This is a genomic window from Micromonospora sp. NPDC050686, assembly GCF_040654475.1.
Taxonomy (GTDB): Bacteria; Actinomycetota; Actinomycetes; order Mycobacteriales; family Micromonosporaceae; genus Micromonospora.
The window spans coordinates 1-24,083 of sequence record NZ_JBFAID010000049.1 but is presented as its reverse complement, the minus strand read 5'-3'; the positions used below and the strand labels follow the sequence as shown (position 1 = coordinate 24,083).

Genomic DNA, 24,083 nt, shown 5'->3' with positions numbered 1-24,083 from the left:
TTCACAATGGGTGGGGTGGACGACAAGAGCCTGACCGAGAACAGCGCCGCCACCAACCGGACCAGCCTGTGGGGTGGCCGGTTCGCCGGCGGCCCCGCCGAGGCCCTGGCCCGGCTGTCGGTGAGCGTCCAGTTCGACTGGCGCCTCGCCCCGTACGACATCGCCGGCTCCCGGGCGCACGCCCGGGTGCTGGCCGGTGCCGGCCTGCTCGACCCGGAGGAACTCGGCCGGATCCTCGCCGCGCTGGACGACCTGGAGGCGGCCTGCGCCTCCGGGCAGTTCCGCCCCACCGTCGACGACGAGGACGTGCACACCGCCCTGGAACGCGGCCTGCTGGAACGGCTCGGCAGCCTCGGCGGCAAGCTGCGCGCCGGCCGGTCCCGCAACGACCAGGTCGCCACCGACCTGCGGCTCTATCTGCGCGATCACGCCCGGGGAGTGGCCGGGCGGCTGGTCGAGCTGGCCGAGGCCCTGGTCGAGCAGGCCGAGCGGCACGTCGACACCGCCGCCCCCGGCATGACCCACCTCCAGCACGCCCAGCCGGTCACCTTCGGGCACTGGCTGCTCGCCCACGTGCAGCCGCTGCTGCGCGACCTGGAGCGGCTGCGCGACTGGGACGACCGGACGGCGGTCAGCCCGCTCGGCGCGGGCGCGCTGGCCGGCTCCGGGTTGCCGCTGGACCCGGTGGCCGTCGCCAAGGAGCTGGGCTTCCGTACGTCGTTCGCCAACTCGATGGACGCGGTGGCCGACCGGGACTTCGTCGCCGAGTTCCTCTTCGTCACCGCGATGATCGGCGTGCACCTGTCCCGCCTCGGCGAGGAGGTGGTGCTCTGGACGTCGCACGAGTTCGGCTGGGTGGAGTTGGACGACGCGTTCGCCACCGGGTCGTCGATCATGCCGCAGAAGAAGAACGCGGACATCGCCGAGCTGGCCCGGGGCAAGTCCGGCCGCCTCGTCGGCGGGCTGATGAGCGTGCTCACCATGCTCAAGGGCCTGCCCATGACGTACGACCGGGACATGCAGGAGGACAAGGAGCCGGCGTTCGACGCGGTCGACACCCTGGAACTGCTGCTGCCGGCCCTGGCCGGGATGATCTCCACGATGACGGTACGCGTCGACCGGCTGGTCGCCGCCGCGCCGGTCGGCTTCTCGCTGGCCACCGAGGTGGCCGACTGGCTGGTCCGCAAGGGCGTGCCGTTCCGCGACGCGCACGAGATCACCGGCAAGCTGGTGGCGCTCTGCGTGGCCCGGGACTGCGCCCTCGACGAGGTGTCCGACGCCGACCTCGCCACGGTCAGCGAGCACCTCGACCCGTCGGTGCGGGACGTGCTCTCGGTGCGCTCCGCGCTGGCCGCGCGCATCACCCCGGGTTCCACTGGGCCGGGGCCGGTCGCCGACCAGCTCGCCGCCGCGGCGGACCGGTTGGCCGGCTGGCGGGACTGGGCCGCCGAGCGGGTCGTACCCGGGCGGTGACGAGGGCGGACGGGGCCGGCGCGGCCGAACGGGTCGCGCTGGTCCGGTACCAGGGGCCCGCGGGCGACCACAACGACCGGGCGGTGCCGGGCGCCGCGCTGGTGGCCGGCGAGCTGGCCCGGCGGCTCCGGCTGCCGGTGACGGTGGTGGGGGAGCCGCGACCGGCGGCGCCGGCCCGGTGGGACGTCGAGCTGCCGGTCGCGCTTCCCGCGCTGCGCGAGCTGGCGGCCACCCAGGACGCGATCCTGGCGGCCGGTCGGGTGCCGGTGGTCGCCCTCACCCGGTGCGCGGCGGCCCTGGCCACCCTGCCGGTGCTCGCCCGGCACCGGCCGGACGCCTGCGTGGTCTGGTTCGACGCGCACGGCGACCTCAACGTCCCGGACGGCAGCGCCAGCGCTTACCTCGGCGGAATGGTGCTCTCCGGCGTCACCGGGCGTTGGGACTCCGGCCTCGGCGCCGGGCTCGCCCTGGGCAACGTGGTGCTGGCCGGGGCGCGGGACCTCGACCCGGACGAGCGGCGGTTGGTGGCCGACGGGACGGTGGCGCTGGCCGGGGTGGGCCTCGACCTGCCCGCCCGGTTGCGGCGGCTGGTGGCGGGCCGTCCCGTCTACGTCCACCTCGACTGCGACGTGCTGGAACCCGGCCTGGTGCCGACCGACTACCGGGTGCCCGGCGGGCTGACCCTGGCCGATCTCGCCGGCGCCGCCGCGGTGCTCGCCGAGCACGAGATCGTCGGCGTGGAGATCGCGGAGTTCGAGGTCGCCGAGGGGGCCGACGTCACGGTCGATGACGCCGGCCCGCTGCTCGACGCGTTGGCGCCCCTGCTCGGCGGCTGATCGGAACCGGGTCGGCGGCGCTCAGGGCCGCTCGCGGCGCGGTAGCCGCGCCACCACCGCGTCGTACGAGCCGTCGACCGCGTCGCGCAGGTCCTCGTCCGGGATCGCGCCGCCCAGCCGCAGCGCGTTCCAGCCGTACCGGCCGAGGTAGGGGGCGGCGGTGGCGTCGTCGGGGAAGCGGCGTAGCCACTCGTCGGCCTCCTCCCGGTCCGGCCCGCACTTGGCCCAGACCCGGGGCTCGCCGTCGGGCGCGCCGAGGAAGGCGAAGATCTTGCTGCCCACCTTGACCACCTCGTCGGCCTCCCACGGCCGGTCCAGCCAGGCGCCCGGCTTGGCCAGGCAGTACGCCAGCAGTTCCGCGCGGGTCATCGCGCCCTCCCGTCGAAGCGTCCTCGCCGGACAGTCTGCCCGCCACCCCCGACAGCCGGGCGGTCCGCCGGCCGTGGCCGTCAGCTCGTCCGGGCGGCCAGCCGCTCGAACCGCTGCTTGGCCGCCTGGGCGCTGCCCAGGCCCAGGCCGAAGGCGATCGCCTGCCAGGTGAGCCCGCGGGCGCGGGCCATCGTGAGCAGGCCCGCCTCGAGCGCGTCGACCTCGGCGCGCAGGTGGGGCAGCAGGGTGAGCGCGGCGATCACGTCCGCGCCGTCGACGGGCTCCTCGCCGGCCGCCAGCTCGGCGCCGCCGGCGGCGAGCGCGGTGACCAGGGTGACCGCCTCCCAGGGGTCGGCGACGTACGGGTTGGCCTGCCGGTGCCGGCGGGCCGGGGTGCCGGCGTGCCGTTCGGTGATCCGGTGCAGGGCCGCGTAGGTGCGCTCGGCCCGGGCGCGGGCCGCGTCGGGGGCGGTGAAGGCGTCGGGTGTGGTGAAGGAGTCGGTCATGGACCCACCCCAGCACATCAACGCCTCATTTTCAACATCCTGTTGAAGTCCCGTCGCCAGAGCCGCTCGACCACCGCCCCGTACGCCACGCCCAGCGCCAGCGACAGCAGCAACGCCAGCAGCGGCTGGTCCCGCAGGTGCGGAAAGACCTGCCAGTGGGTCAGGTAGATGTAGAGCGAGCTGCCGGCGAGCACCCCGGCCACCCGGTTCACCGCCCCGAGGCTGGGCACGGTCGGCAACCAGGTCAGCAGCGCGAACCCGGCGACGATCAGCGCCTCCCGCGCCGGCTCGCCGAAGAAGCCCGGCACGGTGGCCGCCGCCGCGACGGTCACCAGCAGCCGTTGCCGCGCGTCGCGGGCCCGGGCCGCCGCCCAGCCGAGCGCGAAGAGCCAGCCCGCCACGAGGGCGGTGGGCAGCCCGTACCGGGCGTCGAGGCCGAACACGTCGTAGCGGCCGAGCAGTCCCAGCCCGGCCAGCGCGATCGGCAGCCCGAACGGGAACCGCCGCTCCCACCGGTCCACCCGGGGCAGCGCGAGCAGCGCGCCCACCGCCACCAGGAGGTAGACCAGCGCCTCGATGAACCAGAAGTGCCACTCGGTCGCGCCGTCGGCCGGCCCGATGAGGCTGTGCGCCAGCAGCAGGGTGCTCAGCCGGTACTGGTCGGTGACCACCAGCATCGCCGCGATCCAGGCGGTGGTGGGCAGCACGATCCGGACCAGCCCGGCCCGGATCTGGCGCAGCCGGTCCGGCCGGGAGCCGTCGGTCAGCTGGAACCGGGCGAAGTTGAACCCGGCCACCGCCAGCAGCAGGTGCGCGCCGCCGGTCAGGGTGAACAGCGGGATGTGCGAGCCGACGATCAGCACGATCGCCGCCGCCCGCAGCGCCACGCTGGTCTCCAGCGCCCGCCGGCGGGGGCGCCCGGCGGTCGGGGCGGGCAGCGCCGTGATCGGCCGGGTGTGCCAGTCCGGCGGGAGTTGGCCGAGGACCCGCTCCAGGCGGACCGACATCTCCACGTACGACAGCGAGTCGCCGCCGAGGTCGACGAAGCTGCGGTCCGGGGTGACGTCGTCGCGCTCCAGCACCTCGGCGTAGAGCCGGCACAGGTCGTGGTCGACGGCCGGCGCGGCGGGGGAGTCGAGGACGGCGGCGAGGGTGCGCAGCCCGGGGTAGTCGACCTTGCCGGTGGCCAGCCGGGGCAGTCGCGGCACCGCCAGCACCCGGACCGCCCGGGGTGGCAGGCCGACCTCGTCGGCGACCAGCCGCCGGATCCGGGCCGGTGCGGCGCCACCGGCGACGGCCACCACCAGTTCGTCGTCGGCGCCGAGGCAGGCCACGTCGACCCCGTGCCGGGCCAGCAGCGCCTCGACCGCCTGCGGGTCGACCCGTAGGCCGAGGAGCTTGGCGAACCGGCTGCGCCGGCCGACGATCTCCCACAGGCCGTCCGGGCCCCGGCGGGCCAGGTCGCCGGTGGCCAGCTCGTCGACGGTACGCCCCGACGCGAGGTCGGCGGGGGTCCGCGCGTAGCCGAGCATCACGTTCGGGCCGGTGTACACCAGCTCGCCGACGCCGTCGGGCTGGTCCGGTGCTGGGGCCAGGCGGAACTCCCCGCCCGGCACCGGCACCCCGATCGCCTCGGGGCGGGTGCGCGCCAGGTCCGGCGGCAGGTACGCCATCCGGGCGGTCGCCTCGGTCTGCCCGTACATGACGAACAGGTCGAAGCCCCGGCGGCGGCCCAGCTCGGCGTAGCGCAGCACGGTCTCCGGGGCGAGCCGGCCGCCGGCCTGGGTGACGTACCGCAGGTGCGGTAGGTCCAGGCCGGCGAAGCCGACCCGGTCCAGCAGGTCGAAGGTGTACGGCACGCCGGCGAACGTGGTGCCCTGCGCGGCCCGGAACAGCTCCCAGAAGCAGCGGTCGGCCACCGACAGGTCGGTCAGGATCAGCGTGGCGCCCCGGGCCAGGTGGCTGTTCACCACGGACAGCCCGTAGCAGTAGTGCAGCGGCAGGCTGGTCGCCGCCCGGTCGGTGTCCCGGATGCCCAGGTAGCCGGCGATCGACTCGGCGTTGGCGGTCAGGTTCGCCGCGGAGAGCCGGACCAGTTTCGGCGAGCCGGTCGAGCCGGAGGTGCTCAACAGCAGCGCCAGCTCGGGGTGCAGCTCGTGGGCGGTGCCGGGGCGCCGTTCCTGGATCGTCCAGGTCCCGTGGACCGGCCCGATCACCACGTCCGGGTCGTACGCCTCGACCAGCGCCCGGGTCGACGGCCCGGTGCCGGGCACCAGCAGCACCGGGTGGCCGCCGCGCAGGGCGGCCAGGTAGGCCACCAGCGCGTCGACGGTGTTCGCCCCGGCGACCAGGACCAGTCGCCGCCGCGCGCCGAGGGTGCGGGCGACCTCCTCGACCCGGGCGGCCAGCTCGGCGTAGGAGAGCGTGCCATCGGCGGTGACGACGGCGGGGCGGCTGCCGTGGCTGGCCAGGTCGCGGACGAAGGGCACCGCGCCGGTGGCCGGCAGCAGCTCGGGCGGGGAGGTCACGCGGACAGACTCTAAGGTAAGCCTGCCCTAATTTGGTAGTCCCCGTCGGGAAGCGCGGCGTGCCGGGCGGCGCGGATCACACCGCCCGGCGTACCGTGGCTGTGCCCGCCGGGACCATCCGCTACGTGGTCCCGGCGGCCAGTGGCCGGTCAGCCGGCGGCGTACACCAGTCGGGTGAACGCCGCGTCGTCGGCGAAGCTGCACTCGTAGCCCCAGGCGTCACAGGCCTGGGCGTGCGCCGTGGCGTACACCTCGCGCGGCAGGAACCGCTGGTCCTGCGCGGTCACCGTCACCACCAGGTTCTGCGCGGTGCCGTCGCAGGTCAGCCGGGTGCTGCCGTAGGCGGTGATGACGTCCTGCCCCCGGGTCTGCCGGAGGCTGACGCTCACCCCGGAGATCGCCGGCGAGGCGTCGGTGCAGGTGATCGAGACCGGCACGTACGCGACCAGGCCGTTGCCGGCGACGGTCAGCGGGTCGCCGAGCGCGAACGACTGGATCCAGCCCGGGTCGGCCTGGGTGGCGACGTCGGCCTGGGCCGGCGCGGCGAAGGAGAGGGTCGCCCCCAGGGCGAGGGCGGCGCCGGCCAGTGGGACGCGGATGCGGGACAGGTTCATGGTGGTCCTTCCTCGGCGGATGGTGCCGCGACGGCGTGCCCCCGGCCCCGTGCCGGGGCTGTCGTCGGCCCGGTCACCCGGCCCGGCAACGCGAGGTCGTCCGGCGGTGACAGCAGTTACACCGTTGGTGGCGGTGTCCGGTTGCGTCGGCTGGCCGACAGTTGGCGGCTGGGCCGACCTCGTGCCGAACCCGGTGGCGCGGGCCGGCGCCGGCGCGGGCGGATATCGTCGGGCCATGCCCCGCCGCACCGTCCGGAGCCGGGTCGGATGACCGGCACCGATCTCGCCCCGCTGGCCGACCTGCTCGCCGGTCCCGTGGTGCCGGCCGCCCGGGGGCTGCTCGGCTGCACCCTGACCGCCCACGACGTGACCGTGCGGATCACCGAGGTCGAGGCGTACGCGGGCACCGCCGGCGACCCGGCCTCGCACGCGCACCGCGGGCGCACCCCGCGCAACGCGGTGATGTTCGGTCCGGCCGGGCACGCCTACGTCTACTTCACCTACGGCATGCACTGGTGCGTCAACGTGGTCACCGGGCCGGACGGGGAGGCGTCGGCGGTGCTGCTGCGTGCCGGCGAGGTGGTCGACGGCCTCGACGTGGCCCGCGCCCGCCGGCCGGCCGTACGCCGGGACGTGGACCTGGCGCGCGGCCCGGCGCGGCTGTGCGCCACCCTCGGCATCGACCGCGCGGCGTACGGCGTGGACCTGCTCGGCGACGGCCCGGTGCGGCTGCGCCCCGCCGCGGTCCCGGTTCCGGACGCGGCGGTCTCCGCCGGGCCCCGGGTCGGGGTGACCGGGGCGCACGACGTGCCGTGGCGGTTCTGGGTGACCGGCGATCCGGCGGTGAGCGCGTACCGGCGGCACGTGCCGCGCAGCCGGCGCTGAGCGGGTGATCCGGGCCACCCCGGACGCCATCCCCGGCGGAATAGTTGACTCGTCAAATATGTTGTGCGCGACGTACTGTTCTCCCGACCCCGGTCGGCCGTGCGAGGAGCTGGTCATGCAGTTCGGAATCTTCACCGTCGGCGACGTCACGGTCGACCCGACCACCGGCCAGGAGCCGACCGAGCGTGAGCGGATCAAGGCGATGGTCACCATCGCGCTCAAGGCGGAAGAGGTCGGCCTCGACGTCTTCGCCACCGGTGAGCACCACAACCCGCCGTTCGTGCCCTCCTCGCCCACCACCATGCTGGGCCACATCGCCGCCCGCACCGAGCGGCTGCTGCTGTCCACCTCGACCACGCTGATCACCACCAACGACCCGGTGAAGATCGCCGAGGACTACGCGATGCTCCAGCACCTGGCCGACGGCCGGGTCGACCTGATGATGGGACGCGGCAACACCGGGCCGGTCTACCCCTGGTTCGGGCAGGACATCCGCAACGGCATCCCGCTCGCCATCGAGAACTACGACCTGCTGCGCCGGCTCTGGCGCGAGGACGTGGTCGACTGGCAGGGCAAGTTCCGCACCCCGCTGCAGTCGTTCACCTCGACCCCGCGCCCGCTCGACGGCGTCCCGCCGTTCGTCTGGCACGGCTCGATCCGCAGCCCGGAGATCGCCGAGCAGGCCGCGTACTACGGCGACGGCTTCTTCGCCAACCACATCTTCTGGCCCAAGGAGCACACCCAGCGGATGGTCGGGCTGTACCGGCAGCGCTTCGCGCACTACGGCCACGGCTCCGCCGAGCAGGCCATCGTCGGCCTCGGCGGCCAGGTGTTCATGCGCCGCAACTCGCAGGACGCCGTCCGGGAGTTCCGGCCGTACTTCGACAACGCCCCGGTGTACGGGCACGGGCCGTCGCTGGAGGAGTTCACCCGGGAGACGCCGCTGACCGTGGGCAGCCCGCAGCAGGTGATCGACCGTACCCTCGGCTTCCGCGAGTACGTCGGTGACTACCAGCGCCAGCTCTTCCTGGTCGACCACGCCGGCCTGCCGCTGAAGACCGTCCTGGAGCAGTTGGACCTGCTCGGCGAGGAGGTCGTCCCGGTGCTGCGCAAGGAGTTCGACTCACTGCGTCCCGCGCACGTGCCCGAGGCGCCCACCCACGCCAGCCTGCTCGCCGCCCGCGACGCCGCCGCCACGGAGGCCGCCCGATGAGCCGCCGCACCCTGGCGGTCGTCTCCGCCGGTCTCAACCAGCCGTCCTCCAGCCGGCTGCTCGCCGACCAGCTCGCCGCCGCCGCCCGCGACGAGCTGACCCGGCGCGGCACCGACGTCGAGCTGCGGGTGATCGAGCTGCGTGAGCACGCCCACGACGTGGTCAACCACCTGCTCACCGGCTTCCCGTCGGCGGGCCTGCGCCAGGCGCTGGACACGGTTGCCGGCGCCGACGGGCTGATCGCCGTCACGCCGATCTTCAACGCCTCGTACAACGGACTGTTCAAGGCGTTCTTCGACGTGGTCGACCGGGACGCCCTGACCGGCCGGCCGGTGCTGATCGGCGCGACCGGCGGCACCGCCCGGCACTCGCTCGCCCTGGAGCACGCCGTCCGGCCGATGTTCGCGTACCTGCGGTCTGTGGTGGTGCCGACCGCGGTCTTCGCGGCGCCGGAGGACTGGTCCGGCGACCGCGACGAGAGCGCGCTGCGGTCCCGCATCCGGCGGGCCGCCGCCGAGCTGGCCGAGGAGGTGGAGCGCCGCCCCGCCGCGACCAGCCCGGCGGACCCGTTCGCCCTCACCACCGACTTCGCCCAGCTGCTGGGCGGCCGGGAGGACTGAGCCTCACTCGTACGGATGGGCGATGAGCACCGGGCAGTGCGCGTGCTGCACCAGCGCCTGGCTGACCGAGCCGAGCAGCAGGCCGGTGAACCCGCCCCGACCACGGGTCCCCACGGCGATCATCGACGCCGCCCCGCTCGCCTCCACCAGGCCCTGCACCACGCCGGCCGCCCGTACCGGATGCTCGCGCACCACCAGGTCCGGGTGGTCGGCGCGGACCGCCGCGGACGCCGCCGCGAGCAGCCGCACCGCCTGCGCCTGGTACGCGGCCTGCGACTCCTCGACCTCCTCCGGCACCGGACGGTCCCCGTCGGGTGGGCCGACATGCACCAGCACCAGCGGCGCTCCGCGCAGCGTTGCCTCCTCGGCGGCGCGCTCGACGGCCAGCCGTGCCCCGTCCGAGCCGTCCACCGCGGCCAGCACCGGCCCGTCGACCGGGAAAGGCTGCTCCTCGGGCCGGACCACCAGCACCGGGCAGTGCGCGTGCGCCGCCACCTGGCTGCCCACCGACCCGAGCAGCAGCCCGGCGAAGCCACCAAGCCCGCGACTGCCCACCACGACGAGTGCGGCGTGGCGGGACGCCTCGATCAGCGACGCGCCCGGCCCACCGGCGATCTGGCGTACCTGCACGGTCAGCCCGGGCCAGCGGTCGACCAACCCGCCCGCCGCCTTCTCCAGCATCCGCCGCGACTCCTCGGTGGGTGCCGGCAGCCCCAGGTCGTACGGGTTGAGCGGCACCCCGTAGCCGAGCGGGTGCAGATACCCGTGCACCAGGTGCAGCGGCAGGCGCCGCAGCACGGCGGCGCGGGCCGCGTGTTCGGCGGCGACCAGGCTGGACGGCGATCCGTCGACGCCCACCACGACAGGTCGGTTCATCGGCACTCTCCACGGTCGGTCCGATAATTGTCGACGTACCCGGCCCGTGGCGCGGGCATTCGGCCGGGACGCGCCGACGCGTCCGACCCGCACCCCGCCCGCCGGGAGGACCGCCGGTCGACGGCCGGCCGGATGCCGCACGCCCGCGCCGGCCGGGTCAGCGGCCGGCGCGGACGGTGCGGGGTCAGGCCGCCGCGTCCCCCTTGCGGTGCCGCAGGATCGCCAGCGGGCTGTGCGAGTGGTGCAGCACCGCGTGGCTCACCGAGCCGAGCAGCAGCCCGGTGAAGGCGCCCCGGCCGTGCGCGCCGACCACGGTCAGCTGCGCCGTGGCGGACTGTTCCACCAGCACCCGGGCCGCCGAACCGTGCGCGACGAGCTGGCGCACCGGCACGTCCGGGTACTTCGCCGCCCAGCCGGCCACGGCCTCGGCCAGCACCCGCCTCTCCTCGGCGGCGACCGCCTCCACGTCGTAGACCAAGGGAAGCATGTCGCCCGGGCCGAGCGGCATCGGAGCCAGCCAGGCGTGCACCGCCACCACCGAGGTGCCGCGCAGCGACGCCTCCTCGAACGCGAAGCCGAGCGCCTCGGTGGACAGCGCCGAGCCGTCCACACCGACCAGCACCGGGCCGTCGGCCCGCGGCTCGCCCTTGACCACCAGCACCGGGCCGTCGGCCCGGGCGGAGACCTGCACGGCCGCCGAACCGATCAGCAGCCCGGCGAAGCCGCCCAGTCCCCGGTTGCCGAGCACGATCAGCGCCGCGTCGCGGGACTCGCCCAGCAGCACCGGCGTGGGCGCGCCGTCGATCAGCTCGCCGGTCACGGCGACCTCGGGGGAGATCTTGCCGGCCTCGGCGACCGCGTCCGTGACGTACCGCTCGGCCTGGGGCCGCAGGCCCGCGTTCGGCGGGGCGCCCGGCGCCGGTCCGAGCGGCCGGCCCATGAGCGGCCAGATGAACGCGTGCACCACCCGCAGCGGACGGTGCCGCAGCGCGGCCTCCCGGGCGGCGAACCGTACGGCGTCCAGGGCGCCGGCCGAACCGTCCACACCCACCACGACGGGAGCACCGGATCTGATGGTCATCACGTCCTCCTTCCTTCGTCCTCAGCATCCCCCCGGGCCGTGGCGGCGGTCAGAGGCGTCGGACACCCGGACCCGGGTCCTTCGCCCCGCCCCGGACCGTCGCACAGCCGTCCCCGTCGGGCCGGGGGCGGTGGCGGGCCAGTCGCAGCGCGAGACCGGGCAGCGCGCTGACCGCCGCACAGGCCAGCAGCACGCCCCCGCCCAGCGGATCGGTGCCGAGCAGCTCCCGCAGCGGCCCGACGAGCACCCCGGCGACCTGCAACGCCGCCGACGCGGCGACCGCGACCAGCAACCCCGGGTTGGCCCGCCGCGTCCCCGCCGGACGAGGTGCCCGTACCGCCAGCGCCACGCCGAGCTGCGCCAGCCCGAGGACCACGAACACCACCGACTGCCAGGGCAGCTCCCGGGCGGCGGCGAACCCCGGCGCCGAGCACCACGGCCGCGATCAGGGTGCCGGTGACCAGGACGTCCCGGCCCAGGCCGGCACCGAGCACCGACTCCTGCGGCGAGCGGGGCGGGCGGCGTAGTGTGCCCGGCTCGGCCGGCTCCGCCCCGAGCGCCACCCCCGGCACCCCATGGGTGAGCAGGTTGACCCAGAGGATCTGCGCCGGTAGCAGCGGCACCGCCAGCCCGAACAGCGGGCCGATCAGCATCACCAGGATCTCCGCGACCCCACCGGAGAGCCCGTAGCGCAGGAACCGGCGGATGTTGTCGTAGATCCGGCGTCCCTCACCGATCGCGGTGGCCACGCTGGACAGGTCGTCGTCGACCAGCACCAGGTCGGCGGCCTGCCGGGCGACCTCCGTGCCGCCGCCCATCGCCACCCCGATGTCGGCGCGGCGCAGCGCCGGGGCGTCGTTGACCCCGTCACCGGTCATCGCCACCACGTGCCCCCGCGCCTGGAGGCCGGCGATGATGTCGAGCTTCTGTTCCGGCTGGGTGCGGGCGAAGACCCGGGTCTCCGGGTGCGCGGCGGCCGGATCGTCGTCGTCGCCCCGGGCCAGGGGGTCACCGTCGCGCCACAGGCCCAGCTGACCACCGATCGCGGCGGCGGTGGCCGGGTGGTCGCCGGTGATCAGCAGCAGCCGCACCCCGGCGGTGCCGAAGCTCTCGGCGATCTCCGGGGCGCCGGCGCGCAGCGGGTCACCGACGGCGACCAGACCCACCGGCCGCAGCCCGGTCGGTGCGGCGGGATCGGGTGGCGTGTCCACCACGGCGGTGGCCACCGCGAGGACGCGCAGCCCCTCGCCGGCGAGACGGCGCGCGGTGGCGGTCAGTTCGGCGAGTTCCTCGGCCGTGGCGTCGACCAGCGGCGCGGCCAGTACGCTCTCCGGCGCGCCCTTGCACACCACCAGGTATCCCCGGTCGCAGGACCGGTGCACCGTGACCATCCGCCGGGTGGCCTGGTCGAACGGGTGCTCGGCGACGCGGGGCCAGGCGGCCCGGGTGCGCTGGGGGTCGAGACCGGCGCGGGCCGCGAAGGCGACCAGCGCCGCCTCCAGCGGGTCACCGATCGCGCCCCAGTCCGGTCGCTCGTCGTCCGGCGGCGACAGCGTGGCGTCGTTGCAGAGCAGGCCGGCCCGCGCCAGCCGGCGCAGCTCCTCCGGTACGTCGACCGTCGTGCCGTCGCGGTGCACCGTGCCGTGCGGGGCGTAGCCCGCCCCGGTCACGCCGTACGCGGCGCCGTCGGCGGTGACGGCCGCCTGCACCGCCATCCGCCCCTCGGTGAGGGTGCCGGTCTTGTCGGAGGCGATCACGGTCACCGAGCCGAGTGTCTCCACCGCGTGCAGCCGCCGCGGGATGGCCTGCGCGCCGGCCATCCGGCGGGCGCCCACGGCCAACGCGAGCGTCACCACCGCCGGCAGCGACTCGGGTACCGCCGCGACCACCAGGCTGACCGCGGTGATCGCCATGTCCACCACCGGCCGCCCGCCGAGCACCCCGATGGCGAAGACCAGCCCAGACAACGCCACCACCACGAGCCCGAGCACCCGCCCCAGGGCGGACAGCCGGCGCTGCAACGGTGTGGCGGTGGGGCGGGTGCCGGCGACCAGCGTGCTGATCCGACCCAGGGCGCTCGCCCCGGCGGTGCGGACCACGACGCCGGCACCCCGGCCGGTGGTGACCACCGTCCCGGCGAGAACCTCCTGGCCGACCTCCCGCCCGACCGGCACCGACTCGCCGGTCAGCGCCGACTCGTCCAGGTGCAGCCGGCTCGCCTCGACCAGCGACAGGTCGGCCGGGACGACGTCGCCGGCCTCGACGCGGACCAGATCACCGCGGACCACATCGGCGGCGGGCACCACCGTGTCGACACCGTCGCGGATCACCCGGGCGGTCGGCGCGGCGAGCCGGTCCAGCGCGGCGATGGCATGGTCCGCGCGTACCTCCTGCACCACCCCGATCACCGTGTTCACCACGACCACCAGGACGATCACCGCGGTGTCCGGCAGGTCGCCGAGCAGCGTGGTGACCACGGCGGCGGCGAGCAACAACGCGACCAGCGGATCGGTGAGCTGGCGCAGGACGCGGACAGCGAGATGCCGGCGGGGCGGGGGGAGCACCGAGTTCGGTCCGTCGGCGCGTAGCCGGGCGGCGGCCTCGTCGGCGCGCAACCCGGCCGGGACGAGCTCGCGCCGCACGGTGCTTTCCAACGTCCCGCCTCGCCCGCCGGTCGTGGCCACCGATCTCCTCCCCGCTTCGCGCGGCGCGTCGCGGGCACGCCGTCCCGTCTCACCCTCCCGCCGCGCTGGCCTCGGGGACAGAGGCGATGCGCCTGGCGAGGCCGGGACCAACGGCCCTGACGCGTGGCCGCGCACCGGAGTCGGATGGAGACAGGACCAGCGACAAGGAGGTCGACGATGTCCACCGTCACGAAGTTCCGGGGCGGCGCGCTCGCGCCGTTCGACTGGACGAATCTCTCCTGGTTCCCGCTGCTGGCGCCGACGATCCGGGTCGAGGACTACCTCGACGGAGACCGGTACGTGGTGCGCGCCGAGCTGCCGGGGATCGACCCGGCCAAGGACGTCCGCATCACCCGCGCCGGTGACACGCTGCGGCTGGACGTGGTACGCCGGGAGGGTCACGCGGACAAGGTCCGCTCCGAGTTCCACTACGGATCCTTCTCCCGCCTGCTCCCGCTGCCGGCGGGCGTCAGGCCGGAGACCATCGCCGCCCGCTACGCCGACGGGATCCTCCAGATCACCGCGACGGTCGGCGAGGCCGAGCCGACCGCACAGGAGATCCCGGTGACCGTCGAGCACGGTGGGAAGCGCTGAGCCGACCACAGGGGCCCGGTCGTCCGCCGGGCCCCGCCCCGTCACCGGAGGGACCTCGCATGACGCCACTGGAGATGCTCCGTGAACATCCCTTCCTGGCCGACCTGCCCGCGCAGTGGCTGCCCCGGCTGGACGGGTATGCGCGGCCGGTGGTCTGGCATCCCGGCCATCGGCTGTTCCGGGCCGGGCAACCGGCGGAACGGTTCTGGCTCGTCCGCGGCGGCGAGGTGGCACTGGACTTCCCGGTGCCGGGGCGAGGCGACGTGGGGATCGAGACGATCGGCCCGGGTGGGGTGCTCGGCTGGTCCTGGCTCTTCCCGCCGTACCGCTGGCAGTTCGGGGCGGTCGCCGTGCGGCGTACCACGACGGTGGAGTTCACCGCCGAGGGGGTGCGCCGGCTGATGGCGTCCGACGACCGCCTTGGCCGGGAGTTGACCACTCGGTTCATGGCCGTGGTGGTGGACCGGCTCCAGGCGTCCCGGGTGCGGCTGCTGGACCTGTACGGCTACCCCACGCCGGTCAGTAGGCCGTGACCCCCGCTCGGCGAACCGGCCCCGGGCCCGCCGGTCACCCTCGATGAAGTCGTAGACGTACTTCGGCATGGTCCGGCCACCTCGGCTGCGTCGTTCCTCCTTCTTCGTACCGGGGCGACCGGCGGGCGCGGCAGGGCCGGACGGGACCGGGGCCGGGCCGGAGGTCCCGAGTGTGTCGGCCGGCCCACGTATCCTCCGGCGGTGACCAGTGAGGTGCGGCTCCGCCCGGTACGTGACGACGACCTGCCCGTGTTCTTCGCCCACGAGCAGGACCCGCAGGCCAACTGGATGGCCGCGTTCGGCCCGGCGGACCCGGCCGACCGGGCGGCCTTCGACGCGCACTGGAAGCGCATCCTGGCCGACCAGCGGATCATCGCCCGCACCGTCACCGCCGGCGGCCAGGTGGTCGGCCACGTGAACGCCTTCCCGGTGAGCGACCGGACGGAGGTCAGCTACTGGATCGACCCGGCCCGGTGGGGTCGCGGGTACGCCACCGCCGCGCTCGCCGCGCTGCTGCGCGAGCTGCCGCAACGGCCGGTGTACGCCCGCGCCGCCAAGGACAACGCCGCCTCCCTGGCGGTGCTGCGCAAGTGCGGCTTCGCCGTCGTCGGCGAGGACTCCGGGTACGCCAACGGGCGCGGCGCCGAGGTGGAGGAATGGGTGCTGCGGCTGCCCGCCGACGGCGCTGAGCTGGGCAACCACTAGGGTCCCCCGGGTGAACTGGCTGGAACTCGTCGGCTGGGCCGGCTCCGCGCTGCTGGTCTGGTCCCTGCTGCAGACACGCATCCTGCGGCTGCGCGCGTTGAACCTGATCGGCTGCCTGATCCTGATCGGTTACAACGCCGCCGTGCACGTCTGGCCGATGGTCGGGCTCAACGTGGTGCTCGCCGTGATCAACGTCTGGTACCTGCGGAGGATGCTGGCCACCCGGCACGACGAGCAGACGTACCAGGTGGTCGAGGTGGGCACCGGCGACGCGTTCCTGGCCCACACGCTGCGGGTGCACGCCGCCGACATCGCCCGGTTCAACCCCGACTTCCGCTGGGACCCGGCCGCCGCCGAGCGCTCGGCGTTCTTGGTGGTCCGCGGCGACCAGGTGGTCGGCGTGGTGGTGTCGCACGCCGAGGCCGGCGGGGTCGCCCAGATCGACCTGGACTACGTCACCCCGCCGTTCCGCGACTTCACCCCGGGCGAGTTCGTCTACCGGCGCAGCCGCCTCTTCACCGACCGGGGCTTCCACCGGGTGGTCAGCCCGCCCGGCATGATCGCCCCGTACTACCACCGGCTCGGCTTCCGGCGGGAGGGCGACGCGTACGTGCTCGACCTGCCCGGCCCGGCCTGAGCCCGCTCAGTCCCGGGGCCGGCCGAACCAGCGGGTGAGCGCGGCGCGCAGCTCGTCGCGGTCCGGCGCCGCCGAGGTGGACGTCCAGGCCAGGTAGCAGTCCGGACGCAGCAGCAGCGCGGTCGACGCGGTTCCCGCCAGCCGGCCGGTGATCACGTCGACCCGGTCCCGCCACGGCTCGGCCGCCGCGTCGAGGGTGCCGGTGCCGTCGAGCAGCAGCGGGCGCCCGTCGCGGGTCAGCCGGGCCAGCGGCACCGGCCCGGCGTCGCCGTGCACCACCAGGTCCGGCGCCCAGCTGCCGACCCCGTCCGGTCCCTCGTCGTATCGGATGTCGGCGCCGGCCAGCAGCCCGGCGACGTGGGCGGTGTTCTCCGGCCGGGCGAGCAGCTCGCCGACGAGTTCGCGCAGCGCGGTGACCTCGGTTCCCGGCGCGATCAACGCGGACTGGGCCTGGGTCGACATGGTGACCCGCTGGGCCGCCGGACGGCGCTCGGCCTCGTAGGTGTCGAGCAGCCCGTCCGGGGCCCAGCCGTGCAGCCGGGCGGCCAGCTTCCAGCCGAGGTTCACCGCGTCCTGCAGGCCCAGGTTCAACCCCGGCCCGCCGATCGCGGAGTGGACGTGCGCGGCGTCGCCGAGCAGCAGCACCCGGCCGGCGCGGTAGCGCTCGGCGAGGCGGGTGTTGCCGCCGACCAGGCGGCGCAGCAGGTGCGGCCCGTCCCCGGCCGGCGGGCCGAGCGGCACTTCGTCGCCGAGCACCCGGGCCACGCTGGCCCGCAACGCGGCGAGCGTCATCGGCGCGTCCGTCTCCGTCGTGTCCGGCCACTCGCTCGTACTGACCAGGGGCGGCCGGTCGGGAAACGGCGCCCAGACGATGAGCCCGTGCTCGGTGCGGGTGTGGCGGAACGGCGGGACGATCCCGTACCCGGGCACCGCGCGGCCGCCGGTGGCCGGGTCGATCAGCTCCGGCGGCACGCTGACCTGGGCCGTACGCGAGACCGAGCGGTCCGTGGTGACGCCGGGGAAGCCGATCCCGGCCAGCTTCCGGACCGTGCTGCGCCCGCCGTCCGCGCCGACCAGGTAGCGGCAGGTGAGCGTCGTGCCGTCGGCGAAGCCGAGCTCCACCGCGTCGGGCCGCTGCCGCAGCCCGGTCAGCTCGCACCCGCGACGGACCCGCACGCCCAGCTCGGCGGCCCGCTCGGCGAGCACCCGCTCGACCTGCCGCTGTGGCACCGGCAGCCCGTAGAGCGGGTTGTCGGTGATGCCGCGCAGGTCCAGCGGCAGCGCGCCGAAGACGAACCCGGGCGCCGGCCGCGGCGGCCCGGCGTCCCCGCTGAGGCGCTGGTGCAGGCCACGCCGATCGAGCAGCCGGACCACCTGGCCGATCAGCCCGTTGGCCCGGTTCTCGGTGGTCGGCGCGGACAGCCGGTCGCACACCACCGGCCGGATCCCGGCCAGCGCCAGCTCGCCGGCGAGCAAGGGCGTCGGTCTTTACACCGGATTCAGTCGCCGGCAGGTTGGGCACAGAGGGGCCACGCCGACCGGATCTGCTGGCCGGCGAGTCGGCCATTGGCCGACCCGGATCGGGCCGAGGGAGAGAACCGGTCGTGCAGAGCTACTGGAGCCAGTTGGCCCTGATCGGTGTGCTGGTGATCGTCAACGCGGCCTTCGCCGGCAGCGAGATGGCCCTGGTCTCGCTGCGGGACAGCCAACTGCAACGGTTGGAGCGCAGCGGCCGCGGCGGCCGCACGCTGGCCCGGTTGGCCAAGGACCCGAACCGCTTCCTGGCCACCATCCAGATCGGCATCACCCTCGCCGGGTTCCTCGCCTCCGCGGCGGCGGCCGTCTCCCTGGCCCGACCGCTCGTGCCGCTGCTCGGCTTCTTCGGCAACGCCGCGGAGACGGCCGCCATCGTCGGGGTCACCCTGGTGCTCACGTTCGTCACGCTGGTCTTCGGCGAACTGGCACCCAAGCGCATCGCCATGCAGTCCGCCGAACGGTGGGCGCTGGTGGTGGCCCGCCCGCTGGACGTGCTGGCGAGCCTGACCCGGCCAGCGGTCTGGCTGCTCGGCGCCACCAGCGACATGGTGGTCCGCCTCTTCGGCCTCGACCCGAAGCACGAGCCGGACGAGATCGGCCCGGACGAGCTGCGGGACATCGTGGCCGGCAACCACGGCTTCACCAAGGAACAACGCACGATCATCGCCGGCGCCGTGGAGATCGCCGACCGGCAGCTGCGTGCCGTCCTCGTACCCCGGTTGCAGGTCTTCACGCTCGACAGCGGCACCACCGCGGACGCCGCTCGGCTCGTCCTCGCGGCGACCGGCCACTCCCGGGCGCCGGTGGTCCGGCACGGCGGCCTGGACGACGCGGTCGGGGTCATCCACCTGCGTGACCTGGTCGGCGTCTCCGACGACCGGTCGGTCGACGAGATCGCCCGCCCGCCGATGCTGCTGCCCGACTCGCTGCCCGTGGTCGACGCGTTGCGCCATTTCAAGGCCGAGCGTCAGCACATCGCCCTGGTGGTGGACGAGCGCGGCGCGGTCGACGGGATCGTGACGCTGGAGGACATCCTCGAGGAGATCGTCGGTGAGATCTACGACGAGACCGACCGGGACCTGCAGGCGGTCCGCACCGAGGCGGACGGCACGCTGGTGCTGCCCGGCACCTTCCCGGTGCACGACCTCACCGACCTCGGGGTGGAACTGCCCAACCGGCCGGCCGGCGACTACACCACTGTCGCCGGGCTGGTGCTGATCTGCCTCGGGCACATCCCGACGGTGGCGGGGGAGCGGGTCACCATCGACGGTTGGGAGCTGGCGGTGGCCGACGTCGACCAGCGCGCCATCACCGAGGTGCACATCCGGCGTCGCCCGCGCCGCGAGCGGACAGACGGCGACGCGGACGGCACCGACCCGGCGGACGGCATCCACCCGGCCGACGCCCCGGCGCTCGACGAGGCGCGCCGCTGACCGCCTTCGGGCGCCGGCCGGTGCCCGGTCGGCCTCAGCGCCTTGTCGGCGCCGGGTCGGCCTCAGTGCCGGCCGGGCCTGGCTGGCCTCAGCGCCGGCCGGCGGGTGGGCCGAACGGGAAGCCGGGCACCGGCGGCACCAACCGCACCCGGTCGGCGGGGACCTGGTGGGTACTGCGGCCGATCAGCCGGGCGACGGCCCGCAGCAGCCAGGGCCCCGACGGGTGCAGCTCCGGCCCGATCAGCCGGCTGGTCACCCGGGTCCACCAGTGCCCGGCGACGATCACGTCGGTGATCCGCAGCCGCTGCGGGGGCCAACCGCCCCGGACCACCACGTCCACCACCCGCCCGAGCCGGCGCCCGTGCAGGTCGTACGCGGTCCGTCCGAGCAGCTCACCCGCTCGCACGGTTCGCCCCCGGGATCCGGTCGAGCAGGTGCCGGCGCAGCCACGACTCCACGGGCGAGGGCGGCAGTACGGACGCCGGGCAGCGCAGCCGGACCGCGCTGCCCACGTGGGCGACCTGGTCGAGGGGGATGCGCAGCGGTTGCACCGGTGGGTCGTCGACGAACCGGTTGGCGATCGCCACCAGGACTCGCCCGATCCGGCCGCCGATCCGCTGACCGAGCGCGCCCTGCCCGGTGAGCAGGTACGCCACGTACGGAAAGCCCTCGTCGTCGACGGCGAAGGCGATGTCGTCGACCCGCCCGACCAGCCCGCCGTCGGAGTCGACGATCTGCCGGTCGAGCAGCTGCTTGGCGAGTTGGACCCTCACTGTCCCATCCTCGTCACGATCGCCAACGGGATCGCCGCGACCGACGCGACGACGATGATCAGCAGGAACAGCGCGCCGAGCAGGTTGTTCCACCTCCCGTTCACCCGGTCGCCCAGGTAGGCGCGGTCGTTGGCCACCACCAGGATCGGCAGGTACGTCAGCGGCAGCACCACCGCGCTGAGCACCAGCATGTACTCGGTCAGCTGCACCGGGTCGACGGTGGTCATCAGCAGCAGCACCGCGAGCAGCACGCCGACCAGCAGCACGCTGTGGAACCGGGCCGCCTCGCGCGGGCTGACCCGCTTGCCCCACTGCCAGCCGAAGTACTGCGCGGCGGCGTACGCGGCGGAGATGCCGGTCTCCAGCGCCGCGCCGAAGGTCACCGCGAAGAAGGCCAGCGCGGCGATGGCCAGCCCCACGCCACCCAGCACCAGCACCACCGGCTGCGCCACCTGGTCGAGGGAGGTCAGGGACGTACCGCTCGGGTGGTAGATCACCGCTGCGGCGGCGATCAGCGACAGCGCGAGCAGCCCGCCCGCCGGGAAGCCGATCAGCACGTTGGACCGGGACCGGGCCAGGTCGGCCGCGCTCCACTTCTCCTCCACCCCGCCGGAGGAGAAGAAGAACACCTCGTACGGGCTGACCGTGGAGGCGAACAGCGCCACCGCCACGAACCAGTAGGCGGCCCAGCCGTGCCCACCGGCGCTCAGGTGCAGGGTGCCGTGCCCCAGCCGTCCCCAGTCGGTGGGCAGCAGGAACAGCACGACCACGAAGATCAGCAGGCTCAGTCCGGCCAGGCCGAAGACCCGTTCCATCAGCTCGAAGCGCATCCGCCAGAGCACCAGCCAGACCGCGCCGGCGGCCACCGGCACCCAGATCAGGTAGCCGATTCCGGAGGCCAGCTGCAACGCCAGGGCCACCCCGCCCAGCTCGGCGGCCAGGGTGATCACCGTGACCAGCCAGGACGCCACCAGGTTGAGCAACGCCACCCGGGGTCCGAGCCGTTCCCGGACCAGGTCGAAGACCGCCCGGCCGCTCACCGCCGCGATCCGGCCGGCCATCTCGGCGTACGCGCAGATGCCGAGCACGCCGACGAGCAGCACCCAGGCGTGCGCCATCCCGAAGCGGGCGCCGGCCTGGCTCGCCGCCACCAGGTCGCCGACGTCGACGAAACCGCCGATGGCGGAGAGGATCCCGAGGGTGGCGGCCAGCAGCCTTTTCACGGCGCACGGCGGTCGGGTGTCATCGCAGCGACGATATTCCCAACTATCCGCTCTTGTCGGGACAATTGGTACATCCCGTACCGGGCCGCGTCACGCCGGCCGGTGGCGGCGCCTCCGCCGCGTACGTTCCGGTCAGGCGCCGAGGTTCTGCAGGCGGACCTGGCCACGCGCGACCAGCCGGTCCTCGGCGTCGGTGATCTCCACCTGCCACAGCTGCTGACTGCGCCCCCGGTGCACCGGGGTGCCCACGGCGGTCAGTTCCCCGTCGCGGACCGCCCGCAGGAAGTCGGTCTGGTTCGCCACGCCGACCACCCGGCCCCGCTCGCCCAGCCAGATCGCGCCGCCGATGCTGGCAGCCGTCTCCACCACCGAGCAGTAGACCCCGCCGTGCTGGATGCCGAACGGCTGGTGCAGCTCCGGCCGGACCTGCCAGCGGATGACCACCCGATCGCCGGTCATCACGTCCATCTTCAGGCCCAGCAGGGCCGCCAGGCCCGTGTTCATGTCCGGCAGCTCCACTGCTGCTCCTCCTCACCCGGTCGCGGCGCCAGCTGAGGTGCAAGGCGGGGGCCCCGCTCAACACCACCTCACCCGGCTGCGGCGCCAGCCTAGTGCGCCGGGCCGCCCGGCCGGCGCACCGGCACCCGGGGTAGCCCGCGCTTGCCGGCGAGGGGCCGGCCGTAGTAGGACTGGGCCGTCCCGGACCCGTGCTCTTTCACCACGGAGGAAACGATGGCCGTACGTCGTGTCATGCCCGTCATCCGGTCCGAGGCCGCGCAGGAGAGTCGGGAGTTCTATGGCCTGCTGGGCTTCGAGGAAGTCATGGACCTCGGCTGGATCATGACGTTCGCCTCGCCGTCCAGCCCGGCGGCACAGGTCAGCGTCATGAGCAGCGACCAGACCGCCCCGGTGACCCCCGACATGAGCGTCGAGGTCGACGACGTCGACGCGGCGTACGCGGCGGTGCGGGACAGCGGCGCGGAGATCGTCCACCCGCTGCAGGACGAGGAGTGGGGTGTGCGGCGGTTCTTCGTCCGCGACCCCAACGGCCGCGTGATCAACGTGCTGAGCCACCGCTGACCCGCGCGTCCCGCCGCCCGGGGACGGCGCCGGCGGCCCCGCCCGGCCAAACCCGGTACGGTTCCGCCGCCGTGATGGGGGAGAATCGGTGGCCGTGACCGACAGCAACCTCCCGCACGGGCGGGACTCCCTGACCGAAGACCTGCGGTGGCGGGGCCTGATCCAGGACTCGACCGGCCCCGACGAGCTGCGTGAGCTGCTCGACGGCGGGACGGCCACCTTCTATGTGGGCTTCGATCCGACAGCGCCCAGCCTGCACGTCGGCCACCTCATGCAGGTCATGACGGCCCGCCGGCTCCAGCTCGCCGGGCACCGCCCGCTGCTGCTCGTCGGCGGCGCGACCGGGCAGATCGGCGACCCCAAGGAGAGCGCGGAGCGCACCCTCAACTCGCCCGAGGTCGTCGCCGGCTGGGTGCGGCGGATCCGCGACCAGCTGGCCCCGTTCGTGTCGTACACCGGGGAGAACGCGGCCCAGCTGGTCAACAACCTGGACTGGACCGGCGAGATGTCGGTGGTGGAGTTCCTCCGCGACGTGGGCAAGCACTTCCCGGTCAACAAGATGCTGGCGCGCGAGGTGGTGAAGGCCCGGCTGGAGAGCGGGATCAGCTTCACCGAGTTCAGCTACCAGCTGCTCCAGGCCAACGACTTCTTCGAGCTGCACCGCCGCCACGGCTGCCAGCTCCAGTACGGCGGCTCCGACCAGTGGGGCAACATCACCGCCGGCGTCGACTACATTCGCCGGCGCGGCGCCGGGCCGGTGCAGGCCTTCACCACGCCGCTCGTCACCCGCTCCGACGGCACCAAGTTCGGCAAGACCGAGGGCGGCGCGGTCTGGCTGGACCCGGAGATGACCAGCCCGTACGCCTTCTACCAGTTCTGGGTCAACGCCGACGACCGGGACGTCAGCCGCTACCTGCGCTACTTCAGCTTCCGTTCCCGGGGGGAGCTGGAGGAGCTGGAGAAGGCGACCGCGGAACGGCCGCAGGCGCGGCTCGCCCAGCGGGCGCTGGCCGAGGAGCTCACCACCCTGGTGCACGGGGAGCGGGAGATGGCCCAAGCGGTGGCGGCCAGCCAGGCGCTCTTCGGTCGCGGCTCGCTGGCGGAACTCTCCGCGGCGACGCTGCGCGCCGCGCTGACCGAGGCGGGCCTGGTGCACCTGACGGAGCTGCTCGACGTCGCCGGCCTGCTGAAGGAGTCGGGCCTGGTGCCGAGCATGAAGGAGGCCCGCCGGGTGATCACCGAGGGTGGTGCCTACGTCAACAACGTGCGGGTCAGCGACGTGGGCGCCACGGTGTCCACCGACGAGCTGCTGCACGGTCGGTACCTCGTGCTGCGTCGGGGCAAGCGCTCCTTCGCTGGGGTTGAGCTGGCAAGATAGCTGCCGATCGACGGTGTGACGCGGGACGCGCCCGGCGGATTTGACGATCAAACCGCCGGGCGCGTAACTTTCTCTCTGCCAGCGCGGAACGGACGAAACAGGGCGAAAGACCTGGAGCGGCCGGAGCGCGGGACCGGAAAACGGGCGGTGCCCCGGATTCGCCGGGAGGCGGATTTGGCGAGGCGGAACCGACCGGGTAAGGTTCTCGGCTGGCAGGGAAACGGACGATCGGGCAACCGCGGCGGCCGTCCTGCCGAATCCACGACGGGGCCCGGCGGGAGCCGGCTCAATTGTGGTGCCCGGAATTGGTTCGAAGCGCGACAAACCGCGAAACATCGGTTTGACACTGCGGAAACCACCGGGTAACGTAGTAAAAGTGCCCGGCGCGAGAGCGGCGGGCATGGTGGACGAGTTGCCCCGGATGGGGTCCTGCGGTTGTGGGGCTTCGGATGGTGTGTGGTTGTTCTTTGAGAACTCAACAGGGTGCTATTGATAAGCCAGTGCCA

Annotated in this window: 24 protein-coding genes and 1 pseudogene; 12 read left to right on the top strand and 13 right to left on the bottom strand. The window is 74.3% G+C overall.

Annotated features, from left to right (window positions below; all coding sequences use genetic code 11):
* The first annotated feature begins 6 nt into the window (after positions 1-6).
* Together argH and AB0H57_RS25625 are read left to right on the top strand one after the other, a co-directional pair.
* Positions 7-1,473: an argininosuccinate lyase gene (argH, locus tag AB0H57_RS25630; RefSeq protein ID WP_357510611.1), complete on the top strand. Its 1,467-nt coding sequence runs from the start codon at positions 7-9 to the stop codon at positions 1,471-1,473.
* The gene (locus tag AB0H57_RS25625; protein ID WP_357510609.1) at positions 1,470-2,309 is read left to right on the top strand and encodes an arginase family protein; all 840 of its coding nucleotides are present in this window, start codon (positions 1,470-1,472) and stop codon (positions 2,307-2,309) included. Before argH ends, AB0H57_RS25625 begins: the two co-directional genes overlap by 4 nt.
* Positions 2,310-2,330: 21 nt before the next feature.
* Here the strand turns inward: AB0H57_RS25625 and AB0H57_RS25620 are convergent, their stop codons facing one another.
* The 4 genes from AB0H57_RS25620 to AB0H57_RS25605 all read right to left on the bottom strand — a co-directional run bounded on the left by AB0H57_RS25620 (position 2,331) and on the right by AB0H57_RS25605 (position 6,326).
* Entirely contained in the window at positions 2,331-2,678 is a 348-nt protein-coding gene (locus tag AB0H57_RS25620; protein ID WP_357510607.1) for an MmcQ/YjbR family DNA-binding protein, read from the bottom strand.
* A gap of 80 nt (positions 2,679-2,758) precedes the next feature.
* On the bottom strand, positions 2,759-3,184 hold the full coding sequence (locus AB0H57_RS25615; RefSeq protein ID WP_357510605.1) for a DNA-binding protein: 426 nt from the start codon (positions 3,182-3,184) through the stop codon (positions 2,759-2,761).
* A gap of 17 nt (positions 3,185-3,201) precedes the next feature.
* Positions 3,202-5,712, bottom strand: coding sequence for an AMP-binding protein (locus tag AB0H57_RS25610; RefSeq protein ID WP_357510603.1), 2,511 nt, complete (start codon positions 5,710-5,712; stop codon positions 3,202-3,204).
* A gap of 149 nt (positions 5,713-5,861) precedes the next feature.
* A complete protein-coding gene (locus AB0H57_RS25605; RefSeq protein ID WP_357510601.1) occupies positions 5,862-6,326 on the bottom strand; it encodes a hypothetical protein in 465 nt (154 codons plus the stop codon).
* A 267-nt stretch (positions 6,327-6,593) separates the two neighbouring features.
* Between AB0H57_RS25605 and AB0H57_RS25600 the strand changes: the two genes are divergently transcribed.
* The 3 genes from AB0H57_RS25600 to AB0H57_RS25590 all read left to right on the top strand — a co-directional run bounded on the left by AB0H57_RS25600 (position 6,594) and on the right by AB0H57_RS25590 (position 9,044).
* A complete protein-coding gene (locus AB0H57_RS25600; RefSeq protein WP_357510599.1) occupies positions 6,594-7,211 on the top strand; it encodes a DNA-3-methyladenine glycosylase in 618 nt (205 codons plus the stop codon).
* 115 nt (positions 7,212-7,326) lie between these two features.
* On the top strand, positions 7,327-8,424 hold the full coding sequence (locus AB0H57_RS25595; RefSeq protein WP_357510597.1) for an LLM class flavin-dependent oxidoreductase: 1,098 nt from the start codon (positions 7,327-7,329) through the stop codon (positions 8,422-8,424).
* Positions 8,421-9,044, top strand: a complete 624-nt coding sequence (locus AB0H57_RS25590; protein ID WP_357510595.1) for a CE1759 family FMN reductase — start codon at positions 8,421-8,423, stop codon at positions 9,042-9,044. Before AB0H57_RS25595 ends, AB0H57_RS25590 begins: the two co-directional genes overlap by 4 nt.
* Before the next feature lie 3 nt (positions 9,045-9,047).
* Here the strand turns inward: AB0H57_RS25590 and AB0H57_RS25585 are convergent, their stop codons facing one another.
* From AB0H57_RS25585 to AB0H57_RS25570, 4 genes and pseudogenes are all read right to left on the bottom strand, one after another.
* Positions 9,048-9,926 (bottom strand): universal stress protein, encoded by an 879-nt coding sequence (locus AB0H57_RS25585; protein ID WP_357510593.1) that lies wholly within the window; start codon positions 9,924-9,926, stop codon positions 9,048-9,050.
* Between the two features lie 178 nt (positions 9,927-10,104).
* Positions 10,105-11,001, bottom strand: coding sequence for a universal stress protein (locus AB0H57_RS25580; RefSeq protein ID WP_357510591.1), 897 nt, complete (start codon positions 10,999-11,001; stop codon positions 10,105-10,107).
* 49 nt (positions 11,002-11,050) lie between these two features.
* Positions 11,051-11,350, bottom strand: coding sequence for a cation transporting ATPase C-terminal domain-containing protein (locus tag AB0H57_RS25575; RefSeq protein WP_357510672.1), 300 nt, complete (start codon positions 11,348-11,350; stop codon positions 11,051-11,053).
* A 133-nt stretch (positions 11,351-11,483) separates the two neighbouring features.
* Positions 11,484-13,565 (bottom strand): annotated as a pseudogene (locus AB0H57_RS25570) (cation-transporting P-type ATPase); the annotation flags it as partial.
* A gap of 297 nt (positions 13,566-13,862) precedes the next feature.
* On the opposite strand from AB0H57_RS25570, the gene AB0H57_RS25565 reads away from it, so the two are divergent.
* The 4 genes from AB0H57_RS25565 to AB0H57_RS25550 all read left to right on the top strand — a co-directional run bounded on the left by AB0H57_RS25565 (position 13,863) and on the right by AB0H57_RS25550 (position 16,154).
* A complete protein-coding gene (locus tag AB0H57_RS25565) occupies positions 13,863-14,279 on the top strand; it encodes an Hsp20/alpha crystallin family protein (protein ID WP_357510589.1) in 417 nt (138 codons plus the stop codon).
* 59 nt (positions 14,280-14,338) lie between these two features.
* A complete protein-coding gene (locus AB0H57_RS25560) occupies positions 14,339-14,812 on the top strand; it encodes a cyclic nucleotide-binding domain-containing protein (RefSeq protein WP_357510587.1) in 474 nt (157 codons plus the stop codon).
* 201 nt (positions 14,813-15,013) lie between these two features.
* A complete protein-coding gene (locus tag AB0H57_RS25555; protein WP_357510585.1) occupies positions 15,014-15,517 on the top strand; it encodes a GNAT family N-acetyltransferase in 504 nt (167 codons plus the stop codon).
* Positions 15,518-15,527: 10 nt separating this feature from the next.
* Positions 15,528-16,154: a hypothetical protein gene (locus AB0H57_RS25550; protein WP_357510583.1), complete on the top strand. Its 627-nt coding sequence runs from the start codon at positions 15,528-15,530 to the stop codon at positions 16,152-16,154.
* 6 nt (positions 16,155-16,160) lie between these two features.
* Here AB0H57_RS25550 and AB0H57_RS25545 read toward each other — a convergent pair whose 3' ends face one another.
* A complete protein-coding gene (locus AB0H57_RS25545; protein WP_357510581.1) occupies positions 16,161-17,630 on the bottom strand; it encodes an FAD-dependent monooxygenase in 1,470 nt (489 codons plus the stop codon).
* Between the two features lie 128 nt (positions 17,631-17,758).
* On the opposite strand from AB0H57_RS25545, the gene AB0H57_RS25540 reads away from it, so the two are divergent.
* The gene (locus tag AB0H57_RS25540) at positions 17,759-19,123 is read left to right on the top strand and encodes a hemolysin family protein (RefSeq protein WP_357510579.1); all 1,365 of its coding nucleotides are present in this window, start codon (positions 17,759-17,761) and stop codon (positions 19,121-19,123) included.
* An 88-nt stretch (positions 19,124-19,211) separates the two neighbouring features.
* On the opposite strand, the gene AB0H57_RS25535 is transcribed toward AB0H57_RS25540, so the two are convergent.
* The 4 genes from AB0H57_RS25535 to AB0H57_RS25520 form a co-directional block, all read right to left on the bottom strand.
* A complete protein-coding gene (locus AB0H57_RS25535) occupies positions 19,212-19,529 on the bottom strand; it encodes a PRC-barrel domain containing protein (protein ID WP_357510577.1) in 318 nt (105 codons plus the stop codon).
* Positions 19,516-19,896, bottom strand: coding sequence for a hypothetical protein (locus AB0H57_RS25530; protein ID WP_357510575.1), 381 nt, complete (start codon positions 19,894-19,896; stop codon positions 19,516-19,518). Before AB0H57_RS25530 ends, AB0H57_RS25535 begins: the two co-directional genes overlap by 14 nt.
* Positions 19,893-21,119 (bottom strand): divalent metal cation transporter, encoded by a 1,227-nt coding sequence (locus AB0H57_RS25525; RefSeq protein ID WP_357510573.1) that lies wholly within the window; start codon positions 21,117-21,119, stop codon positions 19,893-19,895. Before AB0H57_RS25525 ends, AB0H57_RS25530 begins: the two co-directional genes overlap by 4 nt.
* A gap of 132 nt (positions 21,120-21,251) precedes the next feature.
* Complete coding sequence (locus AB0H57_RS25520) at positions 21,252-21,623, bottom strand: PaaI family thioesterase (protein ID WP_357510670.1); 372 nt, start codon at positions 21,621-21,623, stop codon at positions 21,252-21,254.
* Positions 21,624-21,851: 228 nt separating this feature from the next.
* On the opposite strand from AB0H57_RS25520, the gene AB0H57_RS25515 reads away from it, so the two are divergent.
* Complete coding sequence (locus AB0H57_RS25515) at positions 21,852-22,199, top strand: VOC family protein (RefSeq protein ID WP_357510571.1); 348 nt, start codon at positions 21,852-21,854, stop codon at positions 22,197-22,199.
* Between the two features lie 94 nt (positions 22,200-22,293).
* Positions 22,294-23,577 carry a tyrosine--tRNA ligase gene (gene tyrS / locus AB0H57_RS25510; RefSeq protein ID WP_357510569.1) on the top strand — a complete coding sequence of 428 codons (1,284 nt, stop codon included), beginning with the start codon at positions 22,294-22,296 and terminating at the stop codon, positions 23,575-23,577.
* Positions 23,578-24,083: the final 506 nt, after the last annotated feature.

What these genes read in the sequence shown, in the direction of transcription:
- argH (WP_357510611.1), top strand. Translation starts at nt 7, where the DNA reads ATGGGTGGGGTGGACGACAAGAGCCTGACCGAGAACAGCGCCGCCACC.
- AB0H57_RS25620 (WP_357510607.1), bottom strand. Translation starts at nt 2,678, where the DNA reads ATGACCCGCGCGGAACTGCTGGCGTACTGCCTGGCCAAGCCGGGCGCC.
- AB0H57_RS25615 (WP_357510605.1), bottom strand. Translation starts at nt 3,184, where the DNA reads ATGACCGACTCCTTCACCACACCCGACGCCTTCACCGCCCCCGACGCG.
- AB0H57_RS25605 (WP_357510601.1), bottom strand. Translation starts at nt 6,326, where the DNA reads ATGAACCTGTCCCGCATCCGCGTCCCACTGGCCGGCGCCGCCCTCGCC.
- AB0H57_RS25600 (WP_357510599.1), top strand. Translation starts at nt 6,594, where the DNA reads ATGACCGGCACCGATCTCGCCCCGCTGGCCGACCTGCTCGCCGGTCCC.
- AB0H57_RS25595 (WP_357510597.1), top strand. Translation starts at nt 7,327, where the DNA reads ATGCAGTTCGGAATCTTCACCGTCGGCGACGTCACGGTCGACCCGACC.
- AB0H57_RS25590 (WP_357510595.1), top strand. Translation starts at nt 8,421, where the DNA reads ATGAGCCGCCGCACCCTGGCGGTCGTCTCCGCCGGTCTCAACCAGCCG.
- AB0H57_RS25580 (WP_357510591.1), bottom strand. Translation starts at nt 11,001, where the DNA reads ATGACCATCAGATCCGGTGCTCCCGTCGTGGTGGGTGTGGACGGTTCG.
- AB0H57_RS25565 (WP_357510589.1), top strand. Translation starts at nt 13,863, where the DNA reads ATGTCCACCGTCACGAAGTTCCGGGGCGGCGCGCTCGCGCCGTTCGAC.
- AB0H57_RS25560 (WP_357510587.1), top strand. Translation starts at nt 14,339, where the DNA reads ATGACGCCACTGGAGATGCTCCGTGAACATCCCTTCCTGGCCGACCTG.
- AB0H57_RS25520 (WP_357510670.1), bottom strand. Translation starts at nt 21,623, where the DNA reads ATGAACACGGGCCTGGCGGCCCTGCTGGGCCTGAAGATGGACGTGATG.
- AB0H57_RS25515 (WP_357510571.1), top strand. Translation starts at nt 21,852, where the DNA reads ATGGCCGTACGTCGTGTCATGCCCGTCATCCGGTCCGAGGCCGCGCAG.